We start from the raw sequence: 3,238 nt of genomic DNA, 5'->3' as shown, positions 1-3,238 counted from the left end.
ATTGTTAATGAGGATGCAAAAATTTAAAACAACAACGAGTTTGGCAACAAAGATGCTTTTTAGACTGGGCTCAAGATTCAATATCCCAAACAAATTAACAGCTGTAATGTTAACCAGATTCATAGACTTTTTGACATCCAAAATTACAAATTTTGCTTCCGAATCCATAAAATGAATGATCCCCGGTAGTCGCTGGGGGTTAACGATGGAAACACGAAATATTTGTGAATTACAGACGGCAAACGGATAACATATATCGATCACAAACTTGCGGATAGCAGCTATAAAGCGTATATTTAGAACCGACCCCGATTTATTCAGCTTGCCGGTTTCTTTAGGGTAAGGGTTACGGTCGGCTCAATCGGGGTCTCTTTTCCTATCGTTTGATGCGAAGGGGACTGAACTATAGATTTTCCCAATTCTGTAAATTACGCCTAAAAAAAGTTAACTTGTGCTACATCAGCAAGACAGGCATATCATTTGATAGCTTTTCAAGCTGAATTGTAGAACGAAAAGCAATAAATATGAATACAAAAAAATTATTTTCTGTTTTTACTGTTGCTGTATTAAGTGCACTGATCAGTGTAATAACTTATTCACATTTTTTTAAGCCAGAGCAAAAAATAGTTGAACTTGCACAGCCAGTAGTCCCGGCTGCTCAATATATGTCATTACCGGCCGGGCCACAACAACAGGGCCCTGACCTTACGGTGGCAGCAGAAAGGTCGGTACATTCAGTGGTACACGTAAAAACAATATCAAACCAGTCATCTGGTTATTCAGGAAATCCACTGTATGAATTCTTTTTCGGTCCCGGCCTTCCTACACCCAGGCAACAGCCGGTGATGGGTGCAGGGTCAGGAGTAATAATCACAAAAGACGGCTATATCGTTACCAATAACCACGTCATTGAAGGTGCCACTAATATTGAAGTAACGCTCAATGATAACAGGACTTTCGAAGCAAAACTGACAGGAACTGACCCTGCCACGGACATAGCCCTTATCAAGATAGATGCAGAAGATTTGCCCTATTTGGAATACGGGAATTCGGACGAACTGAAGATTGGTGAATGGGTATTGGCCGTTGGTAATCCTTTCAATCTGACATCGACAGTAACAGCCGGGATTGTCAGTGCTAAATCGAGAAATATCAACATTTTACGACGGGAACAGGGCACTCTGGGCATTGAATCGTTCATCCAGACCGATGCCGCTGTTAATCCCGGAAACAGTGGTGGTGCACTGGTCAATACTTCAGGCGATCTGGTAGGAATAAATACAGCCATCGCTTCACAGACAGGTTCTTACACGGGCTATTCATTCGCAGTTCCCGTGAGCATCGTGAAGAAAGTTGTGGCCGATCTTATGGAATATGGTAAGGTTCAAAGAGGCGTTCTTGGAGTGAGCATCAGAGATGTAAACAGCGAGCTGGCAAAAGAAATGGAACTGGGCACCACCCAGGGTGCCTATGTAGTTGAAGTATTTGAAGAAAGTGGTGCAGAAGATGCCGGCATTAAGAAAGGAGATGTCATTGTAAGCGTTAACGGGGAAGATGTAACAAAAGTGTCAGAACTTCAGGAAAAAATCAGCAGATACAGACCGGGAGATAAAGTCAATGTAACGGCTATACGAGATGGAAAAAAGAAAGAATTTAATGTTACTTTACGAAACATTTATGGGTCGACCGACGTTGTAAAAGCAGACAAACCTTTCAACATATTGGGAGCATCATTTGAAGAAGTTTCCAAAGAAGAAAAAATGAGACTCAAAATTTCCAACGGCATAAAGGTCTCCGGTGTTACCTCCGGAAAATTCCGTGAAGCCGGCATCCAGAAAGGCTATATTATTACAAAAGCCAACAGAGTTCCCATTAACAGTGTTGAAGATTTCAGAAAAGTAGTAGAAATGGTAGAAGAAGGATTATTTCTTTCGGGAATATATCCCAACGGACAGGTAGCATATTATGCCATTAACCTGCAGAATTAATTGATTGTAACATTCACGAAGACCGCATAAAACTTGCATTAGTTCAATAATTGTTGTACTTTTGCGCCGTAATTTTTGGAGTATATATGAGACAATTAAAGATAACAAAATCCATTACAAACCGCGAAAGCGCGTCGTTGGACAAATATCTTCAGGAAATCGGACGAGAAGATCTTATTTCCGTTGAAGAAGAGGTGGAATTGGCACAACGAATAAAAAAGGGAGACCAGGTAGCCCTTGAAAAGTTGACCCGTGCCAATTTGCGCTTTGTGGTATCAGTGGCAAAACAATATCAAAATCAGGGATTGAGTCTTCCCGACCTCATCAACGAAGGTAATCTTGGCTTGATAAAGGCAGCCGAAAAGTTTGATGAGACAAGGGGGTTTAAATTCATATCGTACGCTGTGTGGTGGATTAGGCAGTCCATCCTGCAGGCGCTGGCCGAGCAATCAAGAATTGTTCGTTTGCCGCTCAACCAGGTAGGATCACTGAACAAAATCAACAAAGCATACTCAAAGTTTGAACAGGAACACGAGCGTAAACCATCGCCTGAAGAATTGGCAGATCAACTGGAAATTCCTGCCGATAAAGTGGCAGACACGCTTCGTGTTTCAGGACGCCACATTTCTGTTGATGCTCCCTTTGTTGAAGGAGAAGATAACAGCCTGCTGGATGTTCTGGTCAATAATGATTCGCCAAATGCCGACAAAACCCTGATTAATGAATCATTGTCGCGCGAAATTGAACGTGCGCTGGCCACACTCACCGAAAGAGAAAGTGATATTATTAAACTTTTCTTTGGCATCGGATGCCAGGAAATGACCCTCGAAGAAATTGGCGAAAGATTTGGTTTGACACGTGAACGTGTCCGTCAGATTAAAGAAAAGGCCATTCGCCGGTTGAGACACACTTCCAGAAGTAAATTGTTGAAATCGTACCTCGGTTAAATCCGGGTAGAAATAAGAAAAGCCTCTCAGATTTATTATCCGGGAGGCTTTTTTATTTTATACTACCGTAGTAATGTTAGTAGTTTACCACTAACATGAACAAGCCAGTGCCAAAAATAACTAAAAAGCTAAAGTCATAATTTGTCGGATTAGCTAATTGCTACGTAATTATTTTTTGTCGTCAACAAATGACACGAATGACTGTCGCATCAAAGATGCGACTAAATTCGTGTTAATTCGCGCAAATTCGGTGATCCAAACAACAAATGGCGCAGCCATTTTTATAAATATTTTGCCAAAAAA

The 3,238-nt window shown here is 41.4% G+C and carries 2 protein-coding genes; both read left to right on the top strand.

Annotated features, from left to right (window positions below):
- Positions 1-524 precede the first annotated feature (524 nt).
- Positions 525-1,988: a Do family serine endopeptidase gene (locus tag ATH1_RS0117190; protein WP_010424669.1), complete on the top strand. Its 1,464-nt coding sequence runs from the start codon at positions 525-527 to the stop codon at positions 1,986-1,988.
- A gap of 86 nt (positions 1,989-2,074) precedes the next feature.
- Positions 2,075-2,935: a sigma-70 family RNA polymerase sigma factor gene (locus ATH1_RS0117185; protein WP_010424667.1), complete on the top strand. Its 861-nt coding sequence runs from the start codon at positions 2,075-2,077 to the stop codon at positions 2,933-2,935.
- The last annotated feature ends 303 nt before the right edge of the window (positions 2,936-3,238 follow it).

Source organism: Anaerophaga thermohalophila DSM 12881, assembly GCF_000191885.1.
GTDB lineage: Bacteria > Bacteroidota > Bacteroidia > Bacteroidales > Marinilabiliaceae > Anaerophaga > Anaerophaga thermohalophila.
This window is presented reverse-complemented; position numbering and strand designations above follow the sequence as displayed.